The sequence below is a fragment of the Dactylosporangium cerinum genome (assembly GCF_042653625.1).
GTDB classification, from domain to species: domain Bacteria; phylum Actinomycetota; class Actinomycetes; order Mycobacteriales; family Micromonosporaceae; genus Dactylosporangium; species Dactylosporangium cerinum.
On record NZ_JBHSIU010000130.1, the window covers coordinates 662,038 to 687,474 of the forward strand.

General features: G+C 72.4%; 25 protein-coding genes and 1 pseudogene. 17 read left to right on the forward strand and 9 right to left on the reverse strand.

Features of this window, described 5'->3' with window-relative positions; translation table 11 throughout:
* Positions 1-65: 65 nt before the first annotated feature.
* A complete protein-coding gene (locus ACFPIJ_RS60940; protein ID WP_380128721.1) occupies positions 66-1,046 on the forward strand; it encodes a hypothetical protein in 981 nt (326 codons plus the stop codon).
* A 21-nt stretch (positions 1,047-1,067) separates the two neighbouring features.
* Here the strand turns inward: ACFPIJ_RS60940 and ACFPIJ_RS60945 are convergent, their stop codons facing one another.
* Positions 1,068-1,433 carry a DUF2267 domain-containing protein gene (locus tag ACFPIJ_RS60945; protein ID WP_380128722.1) on the reverse strand — a complete coding sequence of 122 codons (366 nt, stop codon included), beginning with the start codon at positions 1,431-1,433 and terminating at the stop codon, positions 1,068-1,070.
* 168 nt (positions 1,434-1,601) lie between these two features.
* The gene (locus ACFPIJ_RS60950; protein ID WP_380128723.1) at positions 1,602-2,441 is read right to left on the reverse strand and encodes an alpha/beta hydrolase family protein; all 840 of its coding nucleotides are present in this window, start codon (positions 2,439-2,441) and stop codon (positions 1,602-1,604) included.
* Between the two features lie 138 nt (positions 2,442-2,579).
* Here ACFPIJ_RS60950 and ACFPIJ_RS60955 point away from each other — a divergent pair, with 138 nt between their 5' ends.
* A complete protein-coding gene (locus tag ACFPIJ_RS60955; protein ID WP_380128724.1) occupies positions 2,580-3,308 on the forward strand; it encodes a hypothetical protein in 729 nt (242 codons plus the stop codon).
* Between the two features lie 53 nt (positions 3,309-3,361).
* Positions 3,362-3,682, forward strand: coding sequence for a hypothetical protein (locus ACFPIJ_RS60960; protein WP_380128725.1), 321 nt, complete (start codon positions 3,362-3,364; stop codon positions 3,680-3,682).
* 123 nt (positions 3,683-3,805) lie between these two features.
* Here ACFPIJ_RS60960 and ACFPIJ_RS60965 read toward each other — a convergent pair whose 3' ends face one another.
* On the reverse strand, positions 3,806-4,564 hold the full coding sequence (locus ACFPIJ_RS60965; RefSeq protein WP_380128726.1) for an LPXTG cell wall anchor domain-containing protein: 759 nt from the start codon (positions 4,562-4,564) through the stop codon (positions 3,806-3,808).
* 283 nt (positions 4,565-4,847) lie between these two features.
* On the opposite strand from ACFPIJ_RS60965, the gene ACFPIJ_RS60970 reads away from it, so the two are divergent.
* A complete protein-coding gene (locus ACFPIJ_RS60970) occupies positions 4,848-6,092 on the forward strand; it encodes a serine hydrolase domain-containing protein (protein ID WP_380128727.1) in 1,245 nt (414 codons plus the stop codon).
* Here ACFPIJ_RS60970 and ACFPIJ_RS60975 read toward each other — a convergent pair.
* A complete protein-coding gene (locus ACFPIJ_RS60975) occupies positions 6,089-6,343 on the reverse strand; it encodes an acyl-CoA-binding protein (protein ID WP_380128728.1) in 255 nt (84 codons plus the stop codon). The genes ACFPIJ_RS60970 and ACFPIJ_RS60975 overlap by 4 nt on opposite strands.
* Positions 6,344-6,352: 9 nt before the next feature.
* Positions 6,353-6,697, reverse strand: a complete 345-nt coding sequence (locus ACFPIJ_RS60980; protein ID WP_380128729.1) for an MmcQ/YjbR family DNA-binding protein — start codon at positions 6,695-6,697, stop codon at positions 6,353-6,355.
* Positions 6,698-6,835: 138 nt separating this feature from the next.
* Here ACFPIJ_RS60980 and yicI point away from each other — a divergent pair, with 138 nt between their 5' ends.
* Complete coding sequence (yicI, locus tag ACFPIJ_RS60985; protein ID WP_380128730.1) at positions 6,836-9,172, forward strand: alpha-xylosidase; 2,337 nt, start codon at positions 6,836-6,838, stop codon at positions 9,170-9,172.
* Here the strand turns inward: yicI and ACFPIJ_RS60990 are convergent.
* Both ACFPIJ_RS60990 and ACFPIJ_RS60995 read right to left on the reverse strand, forming a co-directional pair.
* The gene (locus tag ACFPIJ_RS60990; protein WP_380128732.1) at positions 9,123-10,226 is read right to left on the reverse strand and encodes a LacI family DNA-binding transcriptional regulator; all 1,104 of its coding nucleotides are present in this window, start codon (positions 10,224-10,226) and stop codon (positions 9,123-9,125) included. The two genes, yicI and ACFPIJ_RS60990, sit on opposite strands and share 50 nt — an antisense overlap.
* A 90-nt stretch (positions 10,227-10,316) precedes the next feature.
* Positions 10,317-11,981, reverse strand: a complete 1,665-nt coding sequence (locus tag ACFPIJ_RS60995) for a hypothetical protein (protein ID WP_380128733.1) — start codon at positions 11,979-11,981, stop codon at positions 10,317-10,319.
* A 158-nt stretch (positions 11,982-12,139) separates the two neighbouring features.
* Between ACFPIJ_RS60995 and ACFPIJ_RS61000 the strand changes: the two genes are divergently transcribed.
* The 4 genes from ACFPIJ_RS61000 to ACFPIJ_RS61015 all read left to right on the forward strand — a co-directional run bounded on the left by ACFPIJ_RS61000 (position 12,140) and on the right by ACFPIJ_RS61015 (position 16,500).
* The gene (locus tag ACFPIJ_RS61000) at positions 12,140-13,792 is read left to right on the forward strand and encodes a methyl-accepting chemotaxis protein (protein WP_380128734.1); all 1,653 of its coding nucleotides are present in this window, start codon (positions 12,140-12,142) and stop codon (positions 13,790-13,792) included.
* Between the two features lie 100 nt (positions 13,793-13,892).
* Positions 13,893-14,240, forward strand: coding sequence for a PadR family transcriptional regulator (locus ACFPIJ_RS61005; protein ID WP_380128735.1), 348 nt, complete (start codon positions 13,893-13,895; stop codon positions 14,238-14,240).
* Complete coding sequence (locus ACFPIJ_RS61010) at positions 14,230-15,138, forward strand: hypothetical protein (RefSeq protein ID WP_380128736.1); 909 nt, start codon at positions 14,230-14,232, stop codon at positions 15,136-15,138. Before ACFPIJ_RS61005 ends, ACFPIJ_RS61010 begins: the two co-directional genes overlap by 11 nt.
* A gap of 111 nt (positions 15,139-15,249) precedes the next feature.
* Positions 15,250-16,500, forward strand: coding sequence for a ricin-type beta-trefoil lectin domain protein (locus tag ACFPIJ_RS61015; protein ID WP_380128737.1), 1,251 nt, complete (start codon positions 15,250-15,252; stop codon positions 16,498-16,500).
* A 24-nt stretch (positions 16,501-16,524) separates the two neighbouring features.
* Here the strand turns inward: ACFPIJ_RS61015 and ACFPIJ_RS61020 are convergent, their stop codons facing one another.
* The gene (locus tag ACFPIJ_RS61020; protein WP_380128738.1) at positions 16,525-17,754 is read right to left on the reverse strand and encodes a PucR family transcriptional regulator; all 1,230 of its coding nucleotides are present in this window, start codon (positions 17,752-17,754) and stop codon (positions 16,525-16,527) included.
* 65 nt (positions 17,755-17,819) lie between these two features.
* Here ACFPIJ_RS61020 and ACFPIJ_RS61025 point away from each other — a divergent pair, with 65 nt between their 5' ends.
* From ACFPIJ_RS61025 to ACFPIJ_RS61035, 3 genes are read left to right on the forward strand one after another with little or no spacing between them, the layout of a single operon-like run.
* A complete protein-coding gene (locus tag ACFPIJ_RS61025) occupies positions 17,820-19,298 on the forward strand; it encodes a flavin-containing monooxygenase (protein ID WP_380128739.1) in 1,479 nt (492 codons plus the stop codon).
* Entirely contained in the window at positions 19,295-20,194 is a 900-nt protein-coding gene (locus ACFPIJ_RS61030) for an alpha/beta fold hydrolase (protein WP_380128740.1), read from the forward strand. Before ACFPIJ_RS61025 ends, ACFPIJ_RS61030 begins: the two co-directional genes overlap by 4 nt.
* The gene (locus ACFPIJ_RS61035; RefSeq protein ID WP_380128741.1) at positions 20,191-21,030 is read left to right on the forward strand and encodes an SDR family NAD(P)-dependent oxidoreductase; all 840 of its coding nucleotides are present in this window, start codon (positions 20,191-20,193) and stop codon (positions 21,028-21,030) included. The genes ACFPIJ_RS61030 and ACFPIJ_RS61035 overlap by 4 nt, the downstream gene beginning before the upstream one ends.
* Here ACFPIJ_RS61035 and ACFPIJ_RS61040 read toward each other — a convergent pair whose 3' ends face one another.
* On the reverse strand, positions 21,031-21,627 hold the full coding sequence (locus ACFPIJ_RS61040) for a TetR/AcrR family transcriptional regulator (protein WP_380128742.1): 597 nt from the start codon (positions 21,625-21,627) through the stop codon (positions 21,031-21,033). It abuts the gene before it with no gap.
* Between the two features lie 101 nt (positions 21,628-21,728).
* Between ACFPIJ_RS61040 and ACFPIJ_RS61045 the strand changes: the two genes are divergently transcribed.
* The 5 genes and pseudogenes from ACFPIJ_RS61045 to ACFPIJ_RS61065 all read left to right on the forward strand — a co-directional run bounded on the left by ACFPIJ_RS61045 (position 21,729) and on the right by ACFPIJ_RS61065 (position 25,432).
* Positions 21,729-23,216: an MFS transporter gene (locus ACFPIJ_RS61045; RefSeq protein ID WP_380128743.1), complete on the forward strand. Its 1,488-nt coding sequence runs from the start codon at positions 21,729-21,731 to the stop codon at positions 23,214-23,216.
* A 744-nt stretch (positions 23,217-23,960) separates the two neighbouring features.
* A complete protein-coding gene (gene yidD, locus ACFPIJ_RS61050) occupies positions 23,961-24,368 on the forward strand; it encodes a membrane protein insertion efficiency factor YidD (protein ID WP_380128744.1) in 408 nt (135 codons plus the stop codon).
* A 110-nt stretch (positions 24,369-24,478) separates the two neighbouring features.
* Positions 24,479-24,748: pseudogene (locus ACFPIJ_RS61055) on the forward strand (family 43 glycosylhydrolase); the annotation flags it as partial.
* A gap of 48 nt (positions 24,749-24,796) precedes the next feature.
* The gene (locus ACFPIJ_RS61060; RefSeq protein WP_380128988.1) at positions 24,797-24,952 is read left to right on the forward strand and encodes an AbfB domain-containing protein; all 156 of its coding nucleotides are present in this window, start codon (positions 24,797-24,799) and stop codon (positions 24,950-24,952) included.
* An 87-nt stretch (positions 24,953-25,039) separates the two neighbouring features.
* Positions 25,040-25,432: a potassium channel family protein gene (locus ACFPIJ_RS61065; RefSeq protein WP_380128745.1), complete on the forward strand. Its 393-nt coding sequence runs from the start codon at positions 25,040-25,042 to the stop codon at positions 25,430-25,432.
* Positions 25,433-25,437: the final 5 nt, after the last annotated feature.

Here is a 25,437-nt window from a genome sequence, read left to right on the forward strand (position 1 = left end):
CGGAGCCGGTGCGAGATGGGTGAGAGCCGGGCGGCCGATGGGCCCGAGCCGCATAGGATCTTGGCATGTTCTTCCACGGGCCCGTCCCGCCGGTACCTGACAAGGACGACGCCCTCGACGACCACGAGCTGCGCGCCGCGCGGGGCCGTGCCGCGGCCGGCTACTGGCTGCCCGCCCAGGCCGTCATCGCGGCCGCCGGCACCGACTGGGAGCGGCGCGGGCACCGCATCGCGGTCCTCGGCGCGAACGCCGCCACCGACAGCGCCTGGCTCGACGCGTGGCAGGCCGCGGCCTCCGACGACCCGACCGCCGTCACCGTCAGCGCCTCCACCCTCACGGCCCGGGCCAAGAACGCCCGTGGCACCGCCGCGGCCTCCCGCACCAGCGCGGCGCAGTTCCGGCGCTTCGACGAGCTGTCGGAGCTGGCGATGGTGCAGGCCCGGCGGGCCGTCGAGCTGGACCGCGCCGACCCGACGCCCTGCACGATCCTCTGCCGCGCCATGTTCTCCCGCGGCGACCAGCACGGGTTTCACGAGGCGCTGGAGGAGGGCCGGCGCCGGGACCCGTTCGAGTTCGGCCTCAACGTCATGGCCGTCAATTTCCATTGCGCGAAGTGGTACGGCTCCCACGACGCCATGTTCGCCGTCGCCCGGGCCGCCGCCACCGCCGCCCCACCCGGCGCGGGTGTTGCCATGCTGCCGCTGTTCGCGCACTTCGAGTATGCGATGCGCGAGTACACCTGGGGCGAGGTGACGACGCAGGGCCTCGCGCAGACCCACGCGTACTTCCGCGACCCCGACGTGCAGCGCGAGATCGACGCGTGCGCCGCGAAGTGGCGCGCCCTCGGCCCGCCGAGCCACCCGAACGCGATCCTGTGCGACAACTGGCTGGCGATCGCATACTCCCTCGGCGCCCGCCGCCGGGACTGCAAGGCCGTCTTCGACCGGATCGGCCCGTACGCCGCCACCCACACGTGGGCCTACTTCTACGGCTCGCAGGCCGGCGGTTTCCTGGCCAACTGGCGCTGGGCAAACCGCGTCGACTGAACTGCGGCGGCTACAGCCCTGCTAGGCGAACTGCCGGTACTCCGCCGGCAACTGGGCGAGCGCGTGCTGGACGTGGGTGCTGGACACGGACCGCCGCAGGGTGGTCAGGACCGCCCGCGCGCCGCGCCTGGCCTCGGCCTCGTTGAGGCCGGTGCGTTCGCTGACCTGACGGACGAAGTCCCGCAGCGGCACCGGGTGCGCCCCGCCGGAGTGCTGCGGCAGGCTGTCCGCGAGCCCGCCGGGCAGGTCGAGTGCCAGGTCGCGCACCTCGCCGCCGCTGAGCTGGTGGCCCAGCGCCTCCAGGGTCGCGCGGGTGAGGTCGGCGGCCTCTTCCTTGCCCAGGCCGGCCTGCTCCGCGACCGCCGCGGCGAACGCGCGTTCCTCCATCAAAGTCCCCCAAAGCCGAAGGAAGAAGGCCAACAAGGCCATAAGGAAGAAGTCCAGCAAAGCCAAAGGAACGACGTGCAAGGAAAACGTAGCGGCGCTCAGGGCGTGTCCCCGTCGCTCGCACGGGGTGACCGCACGAGCGACGGGGACACAGGACGGCGCGGGCGATCAGCAGGCGTTGGTGCGGAAGCTCGACACCGCGGCACCGGAGAAGCCGCAGGTGAAGGGCGTGAAGCGGGAGTCCTGGTTCAGCCAGCGCTTGAACCACGAGACCAGGGCACGCGACGTGGTGGCGTTCGACGACTGCGGGAAGAAGTGGCTCGCCCCGGTCAGTTCGACGTACGTCTTCGGCCCCGCCAGGGTGTTGTAGAACGGCACCGAGTGCGAGGAGACCGGCGCGATGGTGTCGGACTGCCCGCCCACGATCAGGACCGGCTCGCTGACGTTGTTCCACGTCTTGTCGCTGTTCCAGGGCGCGAGCGGCACCCCGGCCTTGACCAGCCCGCTGGTGTCGGCGGCGAGCGCCTCCAGGGTGCCACCGCCGCCCATCGAGTGGCCGGCCACGCCGCGGCGGCTGCCGTCGACGCGGGACCGCACGGCGGTGGGGGAGGAGCTGACCGCCCAGTTCAGCGCGGCGAGCAGCTGGTTGCCGCGGCTGCCGGGCTGGTCGTAGATGCTGTTCGTCTCGATGCCGACGACCACGAAGCCCCAGGAGGACAGGCGCGGGCCGATCCAGGAGAGGCTCGACCAGGTGGCGGTGAAGCCGGGCGAGATGGCGATCACCGGGTAGGTGCCGGTGGCCGTCGGGTAGTACACGCGGCCGCCGCCGAAGCCGGCGACCGTGCTGGAGATGCTGGCGGACGTGGTCGCGAAGCTGCCGTTGCCGGTGATGTTGGAGGCGGTGGGTGCCTGGCCGATCTCGTCAGCGAGCGCCGGGGTGGCGACCGCGGCGACTCCGCCGCCCATGAGCGTGAGGACGACGGCCAGCCTGAGCAGGATTGTTCGCAACGCTGCACTCCTCTCGAAACACCTTCGTAACTTCGATGGGTGTCAGTGTGTGCAGGTCGCGGCCCATGCCGTATCGGCGAAATCACCGGTGTTCGGAATTGAGCGCACGTTCAAGAAGGCCGCCGGTATCGTTCCGGCATGATCAACGTCGGGGCCGCCGTCGACGGGTTGGTCGTCGGGTCCGTCCTCGCCGGCATCGCGCTCACCCTGCGGGCCCGGCCGCGGCACGCGGAAGCCGGCGGCAGCCCGGGGCGCTGGCTCGCCGTCATGGTCGCCGCCATCTCCTGCAATCAGCTGCTGTTCACGGTGTACGTCCTGCGCGTCCACGACGGTGACCCGGCCTTCATCGCGCGGTACCTCCCGCCCGGCTGGTTCGACCTCGCCGACGGCGACGTGATGCGGGCGGTGGCGGCCGCATTCCCCGCGCCGGAGCTCCTGGCCGCGAGCGTGCTGCGGATACAGGCCGCGCTCGAGCTGCCGTTCGTGATCCTCGCCTACCTGTGCGTGTGCCGCTGGCTCGACCCGGTCCGCGCCCGGGCCCTGACCGCGCCCGCCGTGCTGTGGGCCGCGTGCGTCGCGTACTCGGTCGTGTTCGGCCTGGTCGAGTGGGGACTGCGCAACCCGTACACCACCGACGACCTGATCCTGCGGGGCCTCTCGGGGGTCGGCACCGCCCTGCTCGCCGGCCGGTGGCGCGAACCGCCGCAACGCCGCGAGTCGGCGGTGGACCTGCTGCTGGCCGTCGGATCCGCCGCCGCGCTCGGAGTGCTGGTGCTGGTGGTGTACGACACCGCGCTGCTCTACAACTTCGGCCACGTCCCGCGGCTGCTACCGGTCGCGGTGGTGGCGGAGCCGTCCTGGCGGTGACCCGGATCGCCGCCCGTCGCAGAACAAAGGCGCCCCGCGGGGCAGGCCCCGGGGTGCGGACCGTCTCGACCGGCCTCGCCTGGTTCGCGACGCTGTTCTTCGTGCCGGCGCTGCCCATCCGGTACGCCCTCGACCTCGGCACCATGTGGCTGACGGTCGCCGCCGCCGCGGTCGTGGCCGGGACCGCCGTTGTGCTGACCGTGCGCGACGTGACCCTCGGGTGGACCCGCCGCGCCGTCAGCCGGTGGCTGGCGCAGGTGTCGGTGGCCACGGTCGCCGGCCTGGCCGCCGCGAGCGCCGCCCTGCTCCCGCCGCCGACCTACCCGGAGGTGCGGATCCTGCGCTGGCGGCGGCGCTGTTCCTCACCACCGTGACCGCCGTGTGCGCCGGCACGGACGTCCTGCTGCGCTCACCGCAGCCGGGCACGGGCCTCGGCCCCCGAATGGCGCAGGGCCGCCGCGCGGAAGACCCGCACGACGGCCCTGCAACGGGAACGGTTACGCGACGAACTTGATGCTCTGCCGGCGGCGGTAGGCCAGGAACAGCACCGCACCGACGGCGATCAGGGCGACGCCCGCGCCGCTGAGCACCCACACGTTGGTGCCGGTGATCGGCAGCTGGGGGCCGGCGGGGGTGCTCGGCGCGTTCGAGGTCGGCGCGGCGGCCGCGGCGCAGGCCCGGACCAGGTTGAAGGTCGCGTCCTTGAGCGGCGGGTCGGTGAAGGCGCCGCCGATGACCAGGGCCCAGCCGGCCGGGGTCCTGAGCCAACCGCCGTCATCGGTGAGGGCGCCGGTGACGCCGGCCGGCGCCGGGTTGGTCGGGAACTCGAGCTTGTCCGCGCTCTTGTTCGCCAGGACCTTGGCGCCGAGGGCCTTGGCCAGTGCCTCCGGGTTCTCCGGGTCCGTCGGGATCCCGCTCACGTCCAGCGTGGCGACGCCGTCGGCGTTGAGGAGCAGCTCGATGAAGTCGTCCTCGTCCTCACCGTCGTCCTTGACGAACAGGAAGACGTACTGCAGGTCGGTGTACCGGCCCTCGGGCTTGCTGAACAGCCAGCCGTCCTTGCCCACGACGGCGGTGCCGGTGTCGATGCCCGCGCAGCCCTTGGTCGGCGCGTCGGCGGCCCAGACGGGCTCCTCGAGCAGCAGGAGCGCGCCCGGGAAGGGGTCGGCCGCGTGCGCCGGGGCGCCGAGCCCGCCGACGAGCAGTGCGGTGGCGGCGGCCGCCGCGGCGAGCCGGATGATTCCCCGTGATTGCATGCAGTCCTCTTCAGGTCAGCGAAAGGTTCCTCGATGGACTCGGGGAATCTCCCAGCTAACTCCCAGTTCGGCAACGCGCGCGTTTCGGACCCAATCACCGCATACAAGCGCAGGACGCAGCCGTCACCTGGCAGATCTGGCCGAAAGGACGATCGCGGGTTCATCGCAGCGTGACGATCCCGGCCCGGATCTGTGGCGGCACCCGACCCGATCATCATGCACACAGAGTGCCAAAAGATGGTGTAGGGTCGGCGCACCACGGGGCGTGTCGCAGGAGGCCGTCATGGTGTTCAAGGTGGACGTCCCGCCCGATCTCGTCCAGGGTGACGTCGACGAGGGCTACGGGCCGGTCGCCGACGCGTTCCGCCGCAACTTCGCCGAGCGCGGCGAGATCGGGGCGGCCTGCGCCGTGTACCGCGACGGCCGCAAGGTGGTCGACCTGTGGGGCGGCTACCGCGACGGCCGCACCCGCACACCGTGGCGGCCCGACACGCTGGTCACCGTGTTCTCCACGACCAAAGGGGTCTCCGGGCTGGCGATCGCGGTCGCCCACGCACGCGGCTGGATCGACTACGACGCGACCGTCGCCACGTACTGGCCCGAGTTCGCCCGCAACGGCAAGGAGACGGTGACCGTCCGGCAGCTCCTCGCCCACCAGGCGGGGCTCGCCGCGATCGACCGGCCGCTCACCGTCACCGACCTCGCCGACCTCGACGTGGTCGCCGACGCCCTCGCCGACCAGCGCCCGGCGTGGGAGCCGGGAACCCGGCACGGGTATCACGCGATCTCGCTCGGCTGGTACGAGGGCGAGCTCCTGCGCCGCGTCGACCCGGCCAAGCGGTCCCTCGGCCGGTTCTTCGCCGAGGAGATCGCCGCGCCGCTGAACGCCGAGTTCCACGTCGGCGTGCCGGACACCGTGGACCCCGAGCGGATCGCGTTCATCCACGGGTACCAACCGGCCGAGCTGCTGCTGCACCTGGGCACCATGCCGCGCGGCTTCGTGTTCGGGTTCCTCAACCCGCGCAGCGTCACCGCCCGCTCGTTCGCCAACCCGAAGGTGCTGTCGAAGACCGGCAACTACAACCTGCCCGAGGTGCGCCGGCTCGAGCTGCCCGCCGCCAACGGCACCGGCGAGGTCCGCGCCATCGCCCGCGTCTACGGCGACGCGGCCACCGGCGGCGGCACGCTGGGGCTCACGCCGGCCACCCTCGAGGCGCTGCGCCGACCGGCCGAGCCGCCGAGCGGCGGGCTGCGCGACGTGGTGCTGCGGGTGCCGACGATCTTCTCGCTGGGCTACGTCAAACCGTTCCCGCGCCTGCGCTTCGGCGCCGCCGGCGACCAGGCGTTCGGCACGCCCGGCGCGGGCGGGTCGTTCGGGTTCGCCGACCCGGAGACCGGGATCGGCTTCGCCTACGCTATGAACCGCGCCGGGTTCCACCTGTGGGACGACCCGCGCGAGCTGGCCCTGCGCGAGTCGCTCTACCGCACCGTCCTGGGCGAGCGGAGCCAGCGCCCCGACCAGGACTAGCCGCGCAGCTCGGTCACGAGGGCGACGTACTGGCGCTGCGCGTCCTCCTGGGTGGTGCCCGCGAGGGCCTTCCAGGCGTCGTACTTGGCCCGGCCCACCAGGTCGAAGACGCCCGGCCGCTTGCCGTCGGCGTCGCCGTGGGTGCCCTGCTTGTACAGCGCGTACAGCCGCAGCAGCACGTCGTTGGCGGGGCGCTGGTCGAGCTGCTTGACGTCGATCTGGGCCTGGTCGAACTCCGCGCTGAGTGACATGCCCGCAGACTAGCGCCTCAGCGGGTGATCCTCGGCGAGCGACTCGGGTGCCGACAGCTGCCACGCCTCGTAGAGCAGCTCGGTGAGCTCGTCGGCGTCGATCTTCTGCAGGTACACGACCACCCAGCCGAAACCGCCGGACGTGAACTGGATCTCGAACACGTCGGGGCGCTCGGCGACGAGGGCGATCTGCTCGGAAATGGTCTGCTTCAACCCGGCGGTGTGGGTGCGGGGCCAGTAGTAGCCGAAGCGTTTGCCGCGCACGCTGAACGACGTGTAGTCCGCGGCGTGCGCCCGCTCGACCTCGGCGAGCTCGTCCACCATCGCCAGGAACTGCGCATCCGGAACAGCCACGACAAGCATTGTGGCAGGTGCCATGGAAGTTTCAGAAGTTTCATCGCCCCGCCTGGGAGGCGGCCGGGCCCGGTTGACACGCCAGGGAGCGGTTCGTAGCGTCCACTGTCGAAGCGCTTCGACACGATGGGGCAGTGCATGAAGTTCAGCGACGGGTACTGGCAGCTGCGCGACGGGGTGCACGCCCTGTACCCCGTGCACGTCCGGGACGTGGCCGTCGGCGCGAACAGCCTGTCGGTGTACGCGCCGACCCGGCGGGTCACCGGCCGGGGCGACACGCTCAACACGCCCCTGATCACGGTCGACTGCACCACCCCCGCGCCCGACGTCGTCGCGGTGCGGGTCAGCCGGCACACCGGCGGGCGGGCCCGCGGCCCCCGGTTCCGCATCGACGCCGACCCGGCCGCCGACGGCAAGGTGACCCGCGACGACGACACCGTCACGTTCACCGCCGGTGCCCTGAGCGCCCGGTTCGCGCTCGGCGGGCAGTGGCGCCTCGACTTCCTCGCCGAGGGGCGGATCCTCACCACCAGCGCGCCCAAGGCCCTCGCCGCGCTGCGCACCCCGGACGGGCACTTCCTGCGCGAGCAGCTCAACCTCGGCGTCGGTGAGGTGGTGTACGGCCTGGGCGAGCGCTTCGGACCGGTGGTCAAGAACGGCCAGACGGTCGACGTGTGGAACGCCGACGGTGGCACCAGCAGCGAGCAGGCGTACAAGAACGTGCCGTTCTACCTGACCAGCGCCGGCTACGGGGTCTTCGTCGACGACCCGGGCCCGGTGTCGTTCGAGGTCGGCTCCGAGGCCGTGTCGCGGGTCCAGTTCAGCGTCCCCGGCCAGGTCCTGTCGTACCTCGTCATCTACGGCCCGACGCCGCGCGACGTGCTGCGCAAGTACACGGCGCTGACCGGCCGCCCGGCGCTGCCGCCCGCCTGGTCGTTCGGGCTGTGGCTGTCCACGTCGTTCACCACGTCCTACGACGAGGCGACCGTGACGTCCATCGTGGACGGTATGGCGGAGCGCGGGCTGCCGCTGTCGGTGTTCCACTTCGACACGTTCTGGATGCGCGAGTTCCACTGGTGCGACTTCGAGTGGGACCCGGTGACGTTCCCCGACCCGGCCGGCATGCTCGCCCGGCTCAAGGCGAAGGGGCTGCGGATCTGCGTGTGGATCAACCCCTACATCGCGCAGCGCTCCGCGCTGTTCGACGAGGGCGCCGCGGCGGGCTACCTGGTCCGCCGGGACGACGGCGACGTCTGGCAGTGGGACCAGTGGCAGGCCGGGATGGGCCTGGTCGACTTCACCGACCCGGCGGCGCGGGCCTGGTTTCAGGGCAAACTGCAACACCTGCTCGACCTCGGCGTCGACTGCTTCAAGTCCGACTTCGGCGAGCGGATCCCGACCGACGTGGTCTGGGCCGACGGCGCCGACCCGCTGCGGATGCACAACTACTACACGCACCTGTACAACGAGGCGGTCTTCGAGGTGCTGCGGGAGCACCGCGGCGACGGCGAGGCGGTCCTGTTCGCCCGGTCGGCGACCGCCGGCGGGCAGCAGTTCCCGGTGCACTGGGGCGGCGACTGCGCCGCCACGTTCGAGTCGATGGCGGAGAGCCTGCGCGGCGGGCTGTCCCTGGCCTGGTCCGGTTTCGGGTTCTGGAGCCACGACATCGGCGGGTTCGAGGGCACCCCGGATCCGGCGGTGTTCACCAGGTGGATCCCGTTCGGGCTGCTGTCCTCGCACAGCCGCCTGCACGGCAACGAGTCCTACCGGGTGCCGTGGCACTTCGGCGCCGAGGCGGTCGCCGTGCTGCGCGAGTACACCCGGCTCAAGGCGCGGCTGATGCCGTACCTGTACGGCGCCGCAGTCACCGCGCACCGCGAGGGCCTGCCGGTGCTGCGGCCCCTCGCGCTGGAGTTCCCCGACGACCCTGCCTGCGCCCACCTGGACCGCCAGTACCTGCTCGGCGGCAGCATCCTCGTCGCGCCGGTGTTCAGCGCCACCGGCGACGTCACCTTCTACCTGCCGGCGGGGCGGTGGACCGACCTGCGCAGCGGGGAGGTGCTGGCCGGGCCGGGCTGGATCCGCCGCCGGTACGGAATCGGCGACCTGCCGGTGCTCGTCCGGCCCGGTTCGGTCGTGCCGCTCGGCGCGTGCGACGACCGCCCCGACTACCCATACGCCGACGGCGTCACCCTGCGGATCTACGAGCTGCCCGACGGCGCGGGCACGACCGTGGACATCCCTTCACCGCGGGGCCGGCCCGACACCACCTTCACGGTGCGCCGGGCCGGGACGACCGTCGAGGCGCGCCGACGCGGCAGTTCATCGGCGCGCTGGCGGGTGCAGCTGGCCGGCGTCACGACGGTGGCGGCCGTCGACGCCGGCCGGCTCACTCCTGCATCGGGCGCCGACCCCGCCGGCGTGCTCATCGAGGTCGACGCGGGCGTCGACCAGGTGACCGTGCAGCTGACCTGAGGGCGTTGTCCGGGGTGTGAGATCGGCCCCGCCTCGGCCCGGTCCGGGTGTTGCGGGCCGCGGCGGCGCTGTCGCGCACCGTCAACGCCGGCGGCAGCAGCGTCGCCTCCGGCACCGGCCGGCCGTCGAGCTTCGCCATGAGCAGGTCGACCGCGCGCCGCCCGACCTCCTCGGCCGGGATGCTCACCGACGTGAGCCGCGGCTTGCCGCGCTCGGCGACCTCGTCGGGGCAGATCGCCACCACCGACACGTCCCGCGGCACCCGCAGCCCGAGCGCGGCGAACGCGTCCAGCAGCGGCGGCACCGTCGGCTCGTTGTGCACCACCACACCCGTCAGGTCGGGATGGCGGCGCAGCAGCCCGGTGACCGTCTCCAGGACCGCGTCCGGGGTCGGCTCGCACGGCACGGTGGTGCCGCGCAGCCCCCGCCGGCGCAGCGCCTCGTCGAACCCGGCGGCGGTGCGGCTGGCGAAGCCCAGCTCCCGCTCATACACCTCCGGCGGCGAGCCGACCAGCGCGACACACGCGTGGCCGAGGTCCGCGAGGTGATCCACGCAGGCCGCGCCGGCCGCGGCGAAGTCCAGGTCGATGCAGGTCAGCCCACTGGCGTCGGCGGGGAAGCCGATGAGCACCGACGGCCGGCCGAGGCTGCGCAGCCGTGGCAGCCGCCGGTCGTGCAGCTCGACGTCCATCACGATGAGCGCGTCGGCGAGCGAGCTGGCGGCGACCCGCTCCAGGCCCTGCTCGCCCTCGTCCTGGGTGAGCAGCAGCACGTCATGGTCGAAGCGCCGCGCCGCCGTCACGACCGAGATCACGAACTGCATCAGGACCGGCACGTACAGGCCGGTGTATAGCGGCATGATCAGCGCGATGACGTTGGACCGGTTGCTGGCCAGGGCGCGGGCGCCGGCGTGCGGGTGGTAACCGAGCACCTCGACCGCGGCGAGCACCCGCTGCCGGGTCTCCTCCGAGATCGTCCGCTTGCCGCTCAGGACATACGACACGGTGCTCGGAGACACCCCCGCCTGCCGTGCCACGTCACCGATCGTCGCCATGCCCCTGCCCTTCCATGGTCCCGACAGTATGCGGCAGCGGCGCCGCGCCCCCGTGGTGCAGGAACGCGACGCCGCCGCCTGGGCAGGTGGTCAGCGGCGGGCGAACCAGGCGCGGAGGTTGGCGATCCACAGGGCGACCGCGCCCGCCGCCAGCAGCGCGGCGACGGTGACGCGCCAGTGCCGGGCGGCGGTCTCGACCAGGGTCCAGCCGGCGAGCAGGACCACCGCCGTCATGGCGCCGTGGCGCAGGAGGCGCAGCAGCCTGGACCGCGCCGCGGCCTCCACCGCGATCAGCATGGCCAGCAGCGCGGCGACGGACCAGAACACGCCGAGCGGCGGGTTCAGCACGATCAGCGCGGCGCCGCCGAGCACCACCGACGCCGACGCCGCCGACCACAGCACCAGGAACCGGCGCCGCCGGGCGTCGGGCCGCGCGGCCAGCCGGTGGACGGGCCGCGCCGCCGGCGGCGGTGGCGGGTCGCCGTCGCGCAGGGCCACCCGCTCCGCCTGCAGCGCCTCCAGCTCCGGGTCGTCGCGCGGGTCGGCGTCGCGCCCGGCGGCCGCCGCCGCGGCCCGCCGCCGCCGCAGCTGCCCGCGGCGCCGGGCGATGAGGGCGGTGACCTCGCGCAGCCGGGCGCCGGCGGCGGCGCCCGGGTCCGGCCCCTCGGCGTCCAGGCCGGCCCAGGTGACCGGGTACCCCCAGGACGCCCGCACGGTGCCGTCCCGCTCGTACCGGGGGCCGGCCGGCGCCCGCTCGCCGCCGAAGCGGTCCTCGGTGTCCAGGCCCCACAGCCCCCGGTAGTCGCGGACCCAGGGCGTGTCGTCGCCGATCAGGACCGGCGTCCACGCGTGCCGTTCGCCGGCGCCGATGCCCGGGCCGTCGCCGCGGTGGTAGTCCAGGAACGGCAGGCCGAACCCCGGCCCGGGCGCCGCCGGGTGCGGGGTGACCAGCCGCCGCGCCGCGTGCCACCAGGCGCCGGCCCGCTCCAGCCACGGCAGGCTCACGGTCGTGACGTAGTCGCCGGGCCCGTACGCACCCGCGTGCGAGCCGCCGCCCGCGTAGACGACCGGATGCTCGCCGACGCGCTCGAGGTCCGGGTCGTCCCAGCGGCGGCGCAGTTCGGGGCCCAGCTTGTCGTGCGAGGAGAACACCACCCACGCGGGCGGTCCGCCGGGCTCCGCGACGAAGACCGTGACCTGCTCCCAGTCCGCCTCGTGGTCGTTGACGCCGCCGAAGGTGGAGCGCCAGTCGTTCATGGCGTAGAAGTACCAGTACTGCATGACCAGGTAGCCGCCGTCGCGGGAGACCCGGCCGTAGTACGGGTGGACCTCGGGCGACGGCCGCGCCGCGTGGCGGACCTGGGCCGCGGCCCGCGTGCCGCCGGGCACCGTGCCACGCACGAGCAACGACAGGCGCAGCGCCGCGTCGACCAGCCGGGACGCCAGGCCGACCGCGGCGAGGCGGTCACCTGGACGGAACGCCGCCGTGCCCAGTTCGCGCCGCCAGCGCCGGTACTCCTGCCCGCGCAGCGGACGATCCACGAACCGCAGGTGCAGCGGCTCACCCCGCAGCCGGCGGCCGTGTTCGGCGAGCCGGTCGGGATCCAGGTCACCGGCCGGCACGAGACACCCGCCGCCGCGCCACAGCGAGGCCGCGCGCAGGAACCCTTCCACGGGCGTCGGCAGGAACAGTTCGCCCGCCGTGTATCGGAACACGGGCTCGTAGCGGGTGAGGAGGCGCAGGTCGTCTGACACCGGGCCGCTCTACCCGGACCGGCGCGGGTCGCGGGGGATTCCCCGCATGAGCCGGGGTGAAACATTTCGTCCCGGGCGGATTCCCTCAACGGCGACGTGGCCGGGCCGATGGTGCGGTCGGATCCCTGTTTTTCCGGCCCGCGCGGCAAGGACGGCACATGAGCACAGGTACGAACCCCATCGAGGTGACGGTCCGTCGTGGCGCCCTGGTCGGCTGGGTGGCCGACCGGTCCGTCGGGACGAAGAACCTGATCGGCATCGCCCTCGTCGCGCTGGTCGCGGTCGGCGTCGGTGTCCTGTCGATCTCGAGCATGTCGCAGCTCAACGACCGGCTCGGGCAGCTCAAGTCCCGGCACCTGGAGAGCGTCGAGCAGCTCGTGGTGATCCGGCAGGGCGTCAGCGAGAACTACCGGGGCCAGTCGCTGTTCGCGTGGTCGAGCTACGACCCGACGCTCGTCCCGCGGGCCATGCAGGCGGTCGACGGCGGCGACGCGATGATCGACGGCGCGCTGGCGAAGTACCGGACCCGGCTGGCCGGCTCGGCGACCCGCGAGGCCGCGCTGAACGACTTCGCGAAGGCGTGGACCGACTACAGCAACCTGCGCGACGTCGTGGCGCTGGGGAAGACGCCCGCGGCCGGCGTCACCGTCCCGAAGGACCCGGCCGAAACGAACACGCTGTGGCAGAGCCTGGAGGCGCAGATGAACGCCGCCCTGGCGAAGCTGCAGCAGCAGGAGACCGTTGAGTCCGCGGCCATGGCGGAGGCGGCCGCCGACGACTACGCGACCGCGCGGAACTGGACCATCGGCTCGCTCGTGGCCGGGCTGGGCCTGGCGCTGCTCCTGGCGCTCGGCATCGCGCGGCGGATGAACCAGCAGCTGCGGTCGGTCTCCGACACCCTGCGCGGCGTCGCCGACGGCGACCTGACGCTGCGCGCCGAGGTGTACGCCCGCGACGAGCTCGGCTCGATGGCGGCCGCGATGAACCGTGCCAACGAGAGCGTCGGGCGCACCGTGCAGACCCTGGCCGCCGCCGCGGGCACCCTCGGCGCCAGCACCGGCCGGCTGACCAGCGTCACCACCCGCATCGCGGACAGCGCCAAGGCCGCGGCGTCCCGGGCGAACGTGGTGGCCGGCGACGCCGGCACCGTGTCGCACAACGTGCAGACGGTCGCGGCCGGCTCCGAGGAGATGGGCGCGTCGATCCGCGAGATCGCGCAGAACGCCAACGACGCCGCCCGGGTCGCCTCGGATGCGGTCGGCGTGGCCGAGTCGACGAACCGGACCGTGTCGAAGCTCGGCGACTCCTCTGCCGAGATCGGCAACGTGGTCAAGGTGATCACCTCGATCGCCGAGCAGACGAACCTCCTGGCGCTCAACGCCACCATCGAGGCGGCCCGCGCGGGTGCGGCGGGCAAGGGCTTCGCGGTCGTCGCGAGCGAAGTGAAGGACCTCGCCCAGGAGACCGCCCGGGCGACCGAGGACATCTCCCGCCGGGTCGAGGCGATCCAGTCCGACACCGCCAACGCGGTCGGCGCGATCGGCGAGATCAGCCGGATCATCGCGCGGATCAACGACTACCAGCTCACCATCGCCTCGGCGGTCGAGGAGCAGACCGCGACGACGAGCGAGATGAGCCGCAGCGTCGGCGACGCCGCCCACGGTGCGGCGAACATCGCCGGGAACATCGCCGGGGTCGCCGACGCAGCGGACACCACGACGGCGACGCTGAGCGAGGTCGACGCGACCGTCGCCGAGCTCAACGGCCTCGCCGCCGACCTGCAGCAGGCCGTCGGCAGGTTCCGCATCTGATTCCCGCCGTGATCCGGAAGACCTTGTGCACTCCTGACTGCACAAGGTCTTCCGGATCATTGGCTTGAAGCACTGTGCGACATACAGTACTGTGTGCCGCATGGTAAGCGGTGCCGGGGACAAGCTCGAGCAGGAGCTGCGCCGCGGGGTCCTTGTGCTCGCGGTGCTGTCGCAGCTGCGGACGCTGCGCTACGGCTACGAGCTGCGGCAGTCCCTGGTCGACCGGGGGCTGCCGATCGAGGAGGGCACCCTCTACCCGTTGCTGCGCCGGCTCGAGGCGCAGGGCGTGCTGCGCAGCGAGTGGCGCACCGCCGAGGGCCCGCCCCGGCGCTACTACGAGCTCAGCGCCGACGGCGCGGAGCTCCTCGAAGGGCTGACCGCCACCTGGCGGGGCCTCAACACGGCCATGGATCTTCTCCTGGAAGGCGAACGGTGCGATGACCGCTGACGAGCTGATCGACGGCTACGTGGCCGAGGTGGTCGGTCTCCTGCCCCGCGCCCAGCGCCGCGACGTGGCGATGGAGCTGCGGGCGCTGCTGGCCGAGGAGGTGGACGCGGCCGGAACGCCGCGGGACCAGGCGGCCCGCGAGCTGCTGCGGGGGTTCGGCCGCCCGGCCGAGGTGGCGGCGCGCTACGGCACGCCGGTGACCCTCGTCGACCCGGCCGACACCCGCCGGTTCCTCACCCTGGCCGCGGGCGGCGCCGGGCTGATCCTGTTCGCCGCGGTGCTGCACGAGCTGATCGAGCGGGCCGCCCCGCAGCGCGACCTGGAGCGGGCCACACAGCAGGCGCTCCCCATCGTGTTCGCGTGGCTCGGCCTGCTCCTGGCGGGGTTCGCCGGCGCCGCGTGGGCCCGCCGGCGCCGCCCGGACGCCGGCTGGCGGCCGCGGCCGGTGCCCACCGACCGGATCAGCCGGCCGGGCCGGGCGGCCGGGCTCGCGTTCTTCATCCTCGGCACGGTGGTGCTGCTGGATCCCGCCCGGGTGATCGCGGCGCTCGCCGGCGAGGCGGCCGAGCCCGCGATCCGGGAGGCGTTCGCGTATGACGCGGACTTCCTGCGGGTGCGCGGCCCGGTCCTGCTCACGCTGCTGGTCGCCAGCCTGGTCGTCGAGGCGGTGCTGGTGGTCAAGGGGCGGTGGTTCCCGCTGCTGCACCATGTCACCCTCGGGCTCGGCCTGGTCATGTGCGCGGTGCTCACCTGGGTCATCGGCGCGGGGCCGGTCTTCACGGCGGTCCAGACCGACCAGACCGCCAAGGAGATCGTCGGGCTGATCGTGCTCGGCTCGCTGATCGACCTCGCGGTGCGGGCCAGGAAGCACCACGTGCGGCGAGCCGTCCACCATTGAGAGCGCTCTCTTGACGGGTGGCCTGCGAATTTGTAGGTTCGACGGAAGTCAATCTGTGAAGATTGCTTACCGTATCCGTACGGACACCGCCATGTCCTCGGGAGGTCGCCCATGCACGTCCATCTCAAGGCTCGTTCCCTGCTCATGCTGGGCGCGACCGTTCTCACGTTCCTCACCGCGATCGCGGTGCGCGACGCCGGCAGCACCTCGGCCCAGGCCGCCATCGGCGGGCTCACGTGGTCCGACGAGTTCGACGGCGCGGCCGGCAGCGCGCCCAACGCCAGCAAGTGGAAGCGCGACATCGGCGGGGGCGGGTGGGGCAACAACGAGCAGCAGTACTACACCAACAGCACCAGCAACGCCTCGCTCAACGGCGCCGGTCAGCTCGTGATCACCGCGCGCCGGGAGAACCCGGCCAACTACCAGTGCCACTACGGCACCTGCCAGTACACCTCGGCCCGGCTGCTCACCGCCGACAAGTTCACCCAGGCCTACGGGCGCTTCGAGTCCCGCATGAAGATCCCGCGGGGGCAGGGCATCTGGCCGGCGTTCTGGATGCTCGGCGCCGACATCGGCACCAACCCGTGGCCCAACAGCGGCGAGATCGACATCATGGAGAACATCGGCCGTGAGCCCAACCAGGTCCACGGCACCATCCACGGCCCGGGCTACTCCGGCGCCGAGGGCATCGGCGCCGGCTACACCATCGGCGCGCCGTTCGCCGACGCGTTCCACACGTTCGCGGTCGAGTGGGAGCCCAACGTGCTGCGCTGGTACGTCGACGGCAACCTCTACCAGACCCGGACCCCCGCCGACCTGGGCGGCGACCGCTGGGTCTTCGACCACCCGTTCTTCATGCTGCTGAACCTCGCGGTCGGCGGCTACTGGCCCGGCTACCCGGACGGCACCACCCAGTTCCCGCAGACGCTGACGGTCGACTACGTGCGGGTGTACGCGTACACCAGCGGCGGCGGCGGAGGCAGTGCCGGACCGATCATCGGCAACGGGAGCAACCGCTGCATCGACGTGCCCAGCTCCAACGCGGCCGACGGCAACCGGCTGCAGATCTGGGACTGCAACGGCACCGGCGCGCAGCAGTGGACGTTCAACTCCGACGGCTCAGTGCGGGCGCTCGGCAAGTGCATGGACGTGTCCGGTGGCTCCACCGCCGACGGCGCGGTCGTGCAGCTGTGGACCTGCAACGGCTCGGGCGCCCAGAAGTTCACCCTCAGCGGCGCCGGTGACCTGGTGAACATCCAGGCCAACAAGTGCGTCGACGTGCAGAACGCGGGCACCGGCAACGGCTCGAAGCTGCAGCTGTGGACGTGCAGCGGCGGCAGCAACCAGAAGTGGCACCGCTAGATTCGTGACGGGACTGCGGTGGCGTCAGGGATGGCGCCACCGCAGCACCTCCAGGGCCGCGCCGACGCTGACCACGTTCTCCTCCAGGGGGCGCGGGAGCAGTTCGTCGGCGCGGGCCAGCCGGCGCAGGACCGTGTTGCGATGCGTGTAGAGCCGCTCCGCGGTGCGGGTGGTGCTGCACTGCTCGCGCACGTACGTCAGCACGGTGAAGCGGGTCGCCGGGTCGGCGTGCAGCAGGTCACCGAGCGTGTCGGCGAGGAACTCGTCCGCCTGCGTCGGCTCGGCGGTCAGCAACGCGACCAGCTGGACGTCCTCGTACCGGGCGACCTGCTGCGGTGACGTCAGCCTGGTGAGCATCCGCTGCGCCTCCGCGGCGTCGAGGTGGCTGCGACGGAAGCCGTCCACGTCGGCCCCGGGCCGGCCCAGCGCGACCCGCACGTCCGGATGCAGCTCCGCCAGGTCACCGGCCCGCGGCGCGGCACCGGCCGGGAACCACACCCACAGCGCCGCGGCGCTCGCCACGACCGTGAGCCGGTGGGTGGCGCCGGCCGCACGCATGACCGTCTCGGCGGCGCCCTCCAGCTGCCCGGACCCGCCGCCGGACGCGCTCCACAGGATCGCGGCCGTGTGCGGGCCGGCCAGGCCGTAGCCGAGCTGCGCCTCCGCCCGGGCCCGGCCGATCGGCGCGCCCTCCAGCAGCAGCGTCACCGCCGCCCGGCGCTCCGCCGAAGCGCCCCGGGTCAGCTCGGCGCGCTCCGCCTCCATCCGCTGCGACACGGCGGCGACGGTGTCGTCGATGAACGTCGCGATCGACAGCGCCGACGCGTCGAGCAGCTCGCGCAGCAGCACCGGGTCCGTCGTCAGGTCGAAGCAGATCTCCATCCACCGGCGCCACGCGACGCTCTGCGCGGTCCGGTACGCGTCGAGGCCCCGCTCGTCGAGCCCCCGGCGCACCATGTCCCGGGCCGCGTCGAGCGCCTCCGCGCCGGTGTTGGCCGGCACCCGCCGGCCGGGGTGGCGCACGTTCTGCGCCGCCCAGTGCAGCAGGTTGGCGAGGTTGGCCCGTTTCGTCGCCTCCGCGAGGACCGGGTCCGCGGCGACCGGGCGCATCCGGTCCCCGCCGAGCGCGGCCGCGTGCAGCTCCTCGATCCACTCCGCGCGCGGGTCGAGCGCGATCTCCGCGCCGCGCCGGAACAGCTCGGCGACCGGGGGCGACAGCCGCGGCCAGGGCAGCTGTGCAGCACTGTGCACCATGCGGCGAGTATTTCGGTGCAGATCGCGCTAGCGCAAGGCGCGGGTGGTGGCGCATCGTCGTGACTATGAGCCCTGTGGAGCACCTCGACGTCCTGATCGTCGGGGCCGGCATCTCCGGCATCGGGGCCGGCCGCTACCTGCGCACCGAGCTGCCGGGCAGGTCGTTCGCGATCCTCGAGGCGCGCGCCGCGTCCGGCGGCACCTGGGACCTGTTCCGGTATCCCGGCATCCGGTCCGACTCGGACCTGCACACGTTCGGCTACGAGTTCAAACCGTGGCGGGACCAGGAGTCCATCGCCTCCGCCGACCGGATCCTCGCGTACCTGCGGGAGACGGCGACCGAGAACGGCCTCGACGCCCACATCCGCTACCACCACAAGGTCGTCGCGGCGGCCTGGTCGAGCGCCGAGGCCCGCTGGAGCGTCGAGGTCGAACGCGGCGACACCGGCGAGCGGACCCGGCTCACCGCCGCCTGGCTGTTCTGCGCCGGCGGCTACTATCGCTACGACGAGGGCTTCACCCCGCGCTTCGAGGGCCGGGACCGCTTCGCCGGCCGGATCGTGCACCCGCAGCAGTGGCCCGAGGACCTCGACTGCGCCGGCAAGCGGGTCCTGGTCATCGGCAGCGGCGCCACCGCGGTCACCCTCGTGCCGGCCCTCGCCCGCACCGCCGCGCACGTGACCATGCTGCAGCGCACCCCGTCCTACGTGATGCCGGTGGCGAAGCGGGACCCGGTCGCGAACCTGCTGCGCCGGTGGCTCGGCGAGGAGCGCGGCTACCGGGCGACCCGGCGCAAGAACATCGCCCAGCAGCGCGCGGTCTGGCGGTTCTGCCAGCGGTTCCCGAAGGCGGCCCGCCGGCTCATCCGGTGGGTCAACACGAAACAGCTGCCGGCCGGGTATCCCGTCGACGAGCACTTCAACCCGCCCTACGGCCCGTGGGACCAGCGGCTGTGCGCGGTGCCCGACGGTGACCTGTTCAAGGCGATCCGCCGGGGCGACGCATCCGTCGTCACCGACCGCATCGCGACCTTCACCGAACGGGGGGTGCTGCTCGCCTCCGGCGCGGAACTGGCCGCGGACGTCATCGTCACCGCCACCGGCCTCAACGTCCAGGCCCTTGCCGGGCTGGCCCTCACCGTCGACGGCACCCCGGTGCGCCTGCCGGAGACGGTCGCGTACAAGGGCATGATGCTCTCCGGCGTGCCGAACTTCGCCTTCGCGATCGGGTACACCAACTCGTCCTGGACCCTCAAGATCGGGCTGCTGTGCGAACATTTCTGCCGGCTCCTGGCCCACATGGACGCCACCGGCACCACCGTCTGCCGCCCCGAGGTCGGCGACCCGGACATGCCGACCCGCCCGTTCCTCGACTTCGCCGCCGGCTACGTCCAGCGCGTCGTCGACCAGCTGCCCCGGCAAGGAGACCGCATGCCCTGGCTCACGTCGATGGACTACCACTCCGACGTCAAACTGCTGCGCAACGGTCGCGTCGACGACCCCGCGCTGCGGTTCTCGCTCGCGGCGGCGGAGGTCCCGGCGTGACCGCGGACCTGTTCGTGCAGCTGCCCGACGGGCGGCCGCGGATCTGCTACCGCGTCGACGGTCCGGCGGACGGCGCGCCGCTGCTGCTCATCGCCGGCCTCGGCCTGGACCTGACCTCGTGGCCGCAGCGGATGCTGGACGGGTTCACCGGCCAGGGCCTGCGGGTGATCCGCCTGGACAACCGCGACGCCGGCCGCTCGACCCGGGTCGCGGCCCGGCCGCCGGGCCTGCTGCGGCAGCTGTTCGCCCGGCCCGTGCCCGGCGCCTACGACCTCGCCGACATGGCCGAGGACGCGCACGGGCTGCTCGAGCACCTCGGGATCGGCCGGGTCCACCTGGCCGGGATGTCGATGGGCGGCATGATCGCGCAGACCCTCGCGGCCCGCCACCCCGACCGGGTCGCCACGCTCACCTCGATCTTCTCCACCACCGGCGACCGACGGGTGGGACAGCCGGCCCGCTCGACGATGGTCCGCATGGCGAAACGACCCGCCCGCACCGTGGAGGAGTCCGCCGCCCGGCACCTGGCGCTGCTGCGGCACATCGGCTCGACCGAGTTCCCGCCGGACGAGGCGCTCGAACGCGAGTGGATCACGCAGCTGTGGGAGCGCGGGTCGGGCCGGCCCAACCACGCCGGCGTCGCCCGCCAGATCGGCGCCATCCAGGCGTCGGGGGACCGCACCGCGCAGCTGCGCACGATCACCGCACCGACCCTGGTCATCCACGGCGACGTCGACCGCATGGTGCACCCCAGCGGCGGTCGGGCCACCGCCGCCGCGATCCCGGCCGCCCGGCACGTCGAGATCGCCGGCATGCGCCACCACCTGGCGCCAGGCGTCCAGGACCGCATCGTGGCCCTCACCGCGGCGCACCTGTCCGCGGGGGTCCCCGAGTGAGCCCGGTGCGGGGCAAGGTCGCGGTGGTCACGGGCGCCGCGTCCGGCATCGGGCGGGAGCTCGCGCTGGAGCTGGCCCGGCGCGGGGCCCGGCTCGCGCTGAGTGACGTGGACGAGGCCGGCCTCGCGGAAACCGCCGAGCTGGCCGGGGGTGCCCATGTCAGTTTCCTGGACGTCAGCGACCGGCCGGCCGTCGAGGCCTACGCGGCCGCGGTCGCCGGGCACTTCGGCGTGGTGCACCAGGTGTACAACAACGCCGGGGTCGCCGGCGGCGGGCGCAGCGTGCTGGACAACGACTGGGCGGCGTACGAGCGGACCCTCGCGGTCAACCTCTTCGGCGTCATCCACGGCACGAAGGCGTTCCTGCCGCACCTCATCGCGTCCGGCGACGGGCACGTCGTCAACGTGTCCAGCCTCAACGGGATCATGGCCCAGCCGGCGCTGAGCGACTACTGCGCGGCGAAGTTCGGCGTGCGCGGCTTCAGCGAGGCGTTGCGCGGGGAGCTGCTGACGGACCGGCACCCGGTGCGGGTGAGTGTCGTGCATCCGGGCGGGGTGCGCACCAACATCGCTACCGCCGCGCTCGAGCACGCGCGAAAGACCGGCGCGCTCGTGACGGCCCGGGACGAGGCGCGGACCCGGCTCTACAACGAGAAGCTGCTGAAGATGCCGGCGTCGCGGGCGGCCCGCATCGTGGTGGACGGGGTCGAGGCCGGCCGGCCGCGGATCCTCGTGGGGCGGGACGCGAAGACCGTCGACCTGTTGGTGCGGTTGCTGCCGCGGTGGTACCCCAAGCTGGCGGTCCGCCTGGAGCGGGCGCTGTTTCCTGCGGCGTGATCACGGTTTCAGGAGCGCGTTGACCAGCTTGGTGAGCGGCGCGACGAGGTCGTCGTGGCCGGCGGACGCGAGGGGCTCCAGGGTCGTCGAGGAGCGCAGCACCGCCAGCCCGAACGCGGTCGCCAGGGTGATCTGGGCGCTGAGCAGCCGCTGATCCGCGTCGGGCAGGTCGGCCCGCCACCCGCCGGCCATGGCCAGGCGCACGGCGAACGTGCCGAGGATGTCCTGGCGGATCCGTTCCGCCCGCTCGTCGCCGGAGGACCGCAGCAGCAGCAGGATCTGGTTGGGGTGCTTGGCGGTGTGCGGGCCGACCAGCCGGGCGGCGATGTCGTGCGCGATCCGGTCCAGGGTCAGGTCCTCGCCGACGGTCCGGCCGAGCTCGTCGCTGACGCCCGTCAGGCAGGCCTCGAACAGGCCTTCCTTCGACGTGAAGTACCGGTGGATCAGCGCCACGTTGACCCCGGCGTCCTCGGCGATGTCCCGCACCGTGGTCGCGGAGTAGCCGTCGGCGGCGAACCGGCGCCGGGCGGCGTCCAGCAGCAGCAGGCGCGTCGCGGCCGCGTCCCGGCGCCGCGGCGCGGCGGCGGTGTCGGTCATGGCTGTCCTTAGGGGTGTGACGTAAACGATTGTTGACTTATCCCTGACCGGGTCAATACTAACTAAGTCAGCAATCGTTTACATATCGCCCGGGGATCCTCATGACGCGAACCATCGAACCGCCGGTGGCCACCAGCCGCCATGTCAACAGCACCCTGCTGGTGGTGTACCTGTCGCTCGGCGGCCTGGCCTTCGCGGTGCTGCAGTCCCTGGTCGCCCCGGCGATGTCGACGATCGCCCGCGACCTGAACGCCTCCACCGCGGACATCAGCTGGATCCTCACCGCATACCTGCTGTCGGCGTCGGTCCTCACGCCGATCCTCGGCCGGCTCGGCGACATGGTCGGCAAGCGCCGGGTCCTCATCGCCGTCCTGGCCGTCCTGGCCGCCGGCACGCTCCTGGCCGCCCTCGCCCCCAACCTGGCGGTGCTCATCGTCGCCCGGGCGATGCAGGGCGCGGCCGGCGCGATCCTGCCGCTGTCGATCGGCATCGTGCGCGACGAACTGCCCCGCGAGAAGGTCGCGGTGACCGTCGGCCTGCTGTCGGCGATCTTCGGCGTCGGCGCCGGTGTCGGCATCGTCGGCGCCGGCCCGATCGTCGAGCACCTGTCCTGGCACTGGCTGTTCTGGCTGCCGCTCGTCCTCGTCGTCATCGCCCTGCTCGGCGCCGTGTTCGGGATGCCCGAGTCACCGGTGCGCACCCCCGGCCGCCTCGACGTGCTCGGCGCGTCGATCCTGTCCGTGTCGCTGGTGTCGCTGCTGCTGGCGATCAGCAAGGGCCAGTCCTGGGGCTGGGGCGACACCAAGACCGTCGCCCTGCTCGCCCTCGGCGTCGCCGCCATGGTCGCGTTCGTGCTGGTCGAGCGGCGCGTGAAGGAGCCGCTCGTCGACATGCGCCTGATGTCGATCCGCGGCGTGTGGGCCACCGACCTCGTCGCCCTGATCCTGGGCTTCGCGATGTTCGGCACGTTCCTGCTCGTCCCGACCCTGCTGCAGCTGCCCGCCGCGACCGGCTACGGCTTCGGCAAGTCCGTGTCGGAGTCCGGCCTGTTCCTGCTGCCCACGGTCCTCATGATGGTCGTGTTCGGCCCCATCGCCGGCCTGCTGAACCGCCGCTACGGCCCGAAGCTCCCGCTGTTCCTCGGCGCCGTCGCGGTCGTCGCCGCGTTCACGCTGCCCGCGATCGCCCACGGCGCGGTCTGGCAGGTGCTCGCCTCCGGCCTGCTCACCGGCGCCGGCATCGGCCTGTCCTTCGCGGCCATGTCCAACGCCATCATCGAGAGCGTCCCGGCCACCCAGACCGGCGAGGCCAGCAGCGTCAACACCATCGCCCGCACCATCGGCAGCAGCATCGGCACCGCCGTCGTCGCCGCCGTGATCACCGCCAACAGCACCCCGCGGGGCCTGCCGACCGACACCGCGTTCACGGCCGGCTTCTGGGTATGCGCCGGCGTCGCGGTCCTGGCGGTGCTCGCCTCACTCGCCCTGCCCTCGGCGCACCGCCGCCACGAGGAGGCCGTCGCCGCCGGCGTGCAGGACCTGCCGCCGGAGCCCGCCGAGCTGCACCTGCCGCTGCGCCACCACAACTGAATCCCGGCGCACACCCACCCGGATCGGGGCGCGGCGCGGCCCGCGCCCCGTGGGGTCGGGGGTTGCGGTTCGCGTTTCTGGTCATCCAGACCTTCAAATATTCGCCCAGAGTTGCGGGGACTTGATGGCACCGCCCGGCCGCTGGCGCGTCCGTGCGACAGGGTTGCGTGGTCACCCTGATAGCCGTCTCGCGGTGATGCCAAGCCAGGTCCGCACTCACATGGTCCAGGTCCGTCGAGGTCATCATTCGGTGCTACAACACCGCTTTCAGCCAAAAAACGAAAACCATCGATCACTGGACTGGGTGGTACCAGCGCTCCGGAACGGAAATCTTGAACTACCCGGTGGATTACCCCCCGTGGGACAACAGCGATCCACCGGGTAGCGAGGATCCACCGGGTTGTTCGGAGTTCTTGAAGCCGGCGACGGTGTGGGACCACCGAATGATGACCTCGACGGTGCTGGATCGTGTGAGTGCGGGCCTGGCTTGGGATCACCGCAAGACGGCACGGACCGGGACCACGCCACCCTGTCGCACGGACGCGCCAGCGGCCGGGCGGTGCCATCAAGTCCCCGCAACGTTGGGCGAATATTTGAAGGTCATGCTGACCAGAACCCGCGGACCGCAACCCAGGGCCCCGAACGGCGATCAACCGCCCCCGCCCATGATCGAAGTGGGGCTGGGCGACGGACAATGGACAGCACTCTTGATCACATTGCCGGTGCGCGGCGACAATGCCCGCCGTGGAGACAGAGAGCGAAGGGCAGCAGCGGCGGTCGCGATGGTGGGACAACTGCGACCTCGGTGGTTGTGACCTCCCCGGCTGCGACGGATGTGACATCCCCGGCTGTGACTGCAATTTCATGCTGGGCACGATGCTGCTCGGCACGATGGCGATCAGCGCGCCGACGAAGAAGCCGCGGGCCACTGCCAGCGGGCCGGGCCGGGCCGGGATGGTGGCGATCCGCGGGTATCAGCGGTGGCTGTCGCCGCACCTGCCGACCCGCTGCCGGCAGATCCCGACCTGCAGCAACTACGGCCTCGAGGCGGTCCGCCGCTACGGGCTGGTCGTCGGCTCCCGGCTGGCCGCGGCCCGGATCCGCCGGTGCAACCCGTCGACCCCGAGGGGCACCCGCGACCTGGTCCCGTAGCCGGCCGGAGGTGCGCTTGTTTGCGCTCACATATGACTCCTGAAGAGGAGTCAAGCTGTTGACAAGAGCTTATGTGAGCGCAAACATGACGCACCCCCGCCGCCAGTGCCACCGACGCGAACTACTGCCTCGGCCTGCTCACCGCGTCCGCGTCGGCGAACCTGCTCAGCGCCTCGTCGTGGGTGAAGAGCCCCAACCCGGTGTTCGTGAGCAACGCCGCGACCGGCCAGTACGGCCCCGGCCACAACTCGTTCACCACGTCCGAGGACGGCCAGAGCGACATCCTCGTCTACCACGACCGCAACTACCGCGACATCAGCGGTGACCCGCTGAACGACCCGAACCGCCGCACCCGCGTGCAGAAGCTGTACTGGAACGCCGACGGCACCCCCAACTTCGGCATCCCCGTGCCGGACGGCGTCAGCCCGGTGCGGCTGCGGGCGGGCCTGGCCGGCGGCACGGCGGTGTCGTTCGAGTCGCAGAACTTCCCCGGCCGGTACGTGCGGCACAGCAACGGCCTGCTCTACGTCCAGGCGGTCAGCGACGCCACCGGCCGGGCCGACGCGACGTTCACGCTCGACTGAGGCGCCCCGGGCGGGATCTGGCCGGACGGTCGCCCGGATGCCATACTCTGCCGCTACCAGCACCGGCGGCGGACGGGAGCCCCTGCCATGAAGGCCCTCATCAGCGGATTCATCTGGATCGCCAACTCGGTCAAGGCAACCGTGGCGACCTACCTCGTGCTCATGCTCATCGGCGGGACGCTGTACAGCCTCTTCGAGCACAAGAGCTTCGGCGACTCGTTCTGGTGGGCGGTCGTCACGGCCTCGACGGTCGGCTACGGCGACACGTACCCGACGACGACACCGGGGCGGATCGTCGCCGGCTTCCTCATCTCGATCATGGTGCTGGTCGTCATCCCGCTCATCACCGCCCATTTCGCCAGCAAGCTCATCGTCGACAACGACGCGTTCCGGCACGAGGAGCAGGAAGAGATCAAGGAGAGCCTCAGGGCGATCCGGGCCACCCTGGAGCGGATGGAGCGGGAGCGGGAGGCGCCCTGAAAACC

Excerpts from the sequence above, each read along its gene's own strand:
- ACFPIJ_RS60940 (WP_380128721.1), top strand. The coding sequence starts at position 66 with ATGTTCTTCCACGGGCCCGTCCCGCCGGTACCTGACAAGGACGACGCC.
- ACFPIJ_RS60945 (WP_380128722.1), bottom strand. The coding sequence starts at position 1,433 with ATGGAGGAACGCGCGTTCGCCGCGGCGGTCGCGGAGCAGGCCGGCCTG.
- ACFPIJ_RS60955 (WP_380128724.1), top strand. The coding sequence starts at position 2,580 with ATGATCAACGTCGGGGCCGCCGTCGACGGGTTGGTCGTCGGGTCCGTC.
- ACFPIJ_RS60965 (WP_380128726.1), bottom strand. The coding sequence starts at position 4,564 with ATGCAATCACGGGGAATCATCCGGCTCGCCGCGGCGGCCGCCGCCACC.
- ACFPIJ_RS60970 (WP_380128727.1), top strand. The coding sequence starts at position 4,848 with ATGGTGTTCAAGGTGGACGTCCCGCCCGATCTCGTCCAGGGTGACGTC.
- ACFPIJ_RS60975 (WP_380128728.1), bottom strand. The coding sequence starts at position 6,343 with ATGTCACTCAGCGCGGAGTTCGACCAGGCCCAGATCGACGTCAAGCAG.
- yicI (WP_380128730.1), top strand. The coding sequence starts at position 6,836 with ATGAAGTTCAGCGACGGGTACTGGCAGCTGCGCGACGGGGTGCACGCC.
- ACFPIJ_RS60990 (WP_380128732.1), bottom strand. The coding sequence starts at position 10,226 with ATGGCGACGATCGGTGACGTGGCACGGCAGGCGGGGGTGTCTCCGAGC.
- ACFPIJ_RS61000 (WP_380128734.1), top strand. The coding sequence starts at position 12,140 with ATGAGCACAGGTACGAACCCCATCGAGGTGACGGTCCGTCGTGGCGCC.
- ACFPIJ_RS61005 (WP_380128735.1), top strand. The coding sequence starts at position 13,893 with ATGGTAAGCGGTGCCGGGGACAAGCTCGAGCAGGAGCTGCGCCGCGGG.
- ACFPIJ_RS61010 (WP_380128736.1), top strand. The coding sequence starts at position 14,230 with ATGACCGCTGACGAGCTGATCGACGGCTACGTGGCCGAGGTGGTCGGT.
- ACFPIJ_RS61015 (WP_380128737.1), top strand. The coding sequence starts at position 15,250 with ATGCACGTCCATCTCAAGGCTCGTTCCCTGCTCATGCTGGGCGCGACC.
- ACFPIJ_RS61020 (WP_380128738.1), bottom strand. The coding sequence starts at position 17,754 with ATGGTGCACAGTGCTGCACAGCTGCCCTGGCCGCGGCTGTCGCCCCCG.
- ACFPIJ_RS61025 (WP_380128739.1), top strand. The coding sequence starts at position 17,820 with ATGAGCCCTGTGGAGCACCTCGACGTCCTGATCGTCGGGGCCGGCATC.
- ACFPIJ_RS61040 (WP_380128742.1), bottom strand. The coding sequence starts at position 21,627 with ATGACCGACACCGCCGCCGCGCCGCGGCGCCGGGACGCGGCCGCGACG.
- ACFPIJ_RS61045 (WP_380128743.1), top strand. The coding sequence starts at position 21,729 with ATGACGCGAACCATCGAACCGCCGGTGGCCACCAGCCGCCATGTCAAC.
- ACFPIJ_RS61065 (WP_380128745.1), top strand. The coding sequence starts at position 25,040 with ATGAAGGCCCTCATCAGCGGATTCATCTGGATCGCCAACTCGGTCAAG.